Origin of the sequence: Corynebacterium sp. UMB9976 (genome assembly GCF_030212265.1) — a bacterium.
Lineage (GTDB): Bacteria > Actinomycetota > Actinomycetes > Mycobacteriales > Mycobacteriaceae > Corynebacterium.
The window spans coordinates 1-247 of record NZ_JASODY010000151.1; the positions used below are offsets into that span (position 1 = coordinate 1).

Here is a 247-nt window from a genome sequence, read left to right on the forward strand (position 1 = left end):
GCGGATTTGGCCCGGTTGTCCAGGAGTTTCTTTGAGGGGCAAGGCCGAAATTGTCCGTTTTTCGATTTCTATCCGCTTCGGAGCACATCTTATATGTCCACTTCTAACGTCCCTCAGGTTGCCATCAACGACATTGGCACCGCTGAGGATTTCCTGGCCGCTGTCGACTCGACGATGAAGTACTTCAACGATGGTGACATCGTTGAGGGCACCGTCGTTAAGGTTGACAGCGACGAGGTTCTTCTCG

The 247-nt window shown here is 52.6% G+C and carries 1 pseudogene; it reads left to right on the top strand.

The annotated features are described in order from the left end of the window. Window positions 1–93: 93 nt before the first annotated feature. A pseudogene (gene rpsA / locus QP140_RS10180) lies at window positions 94–247 on the top strand (30S ribosomal protein S1); the annotation flags it as partial.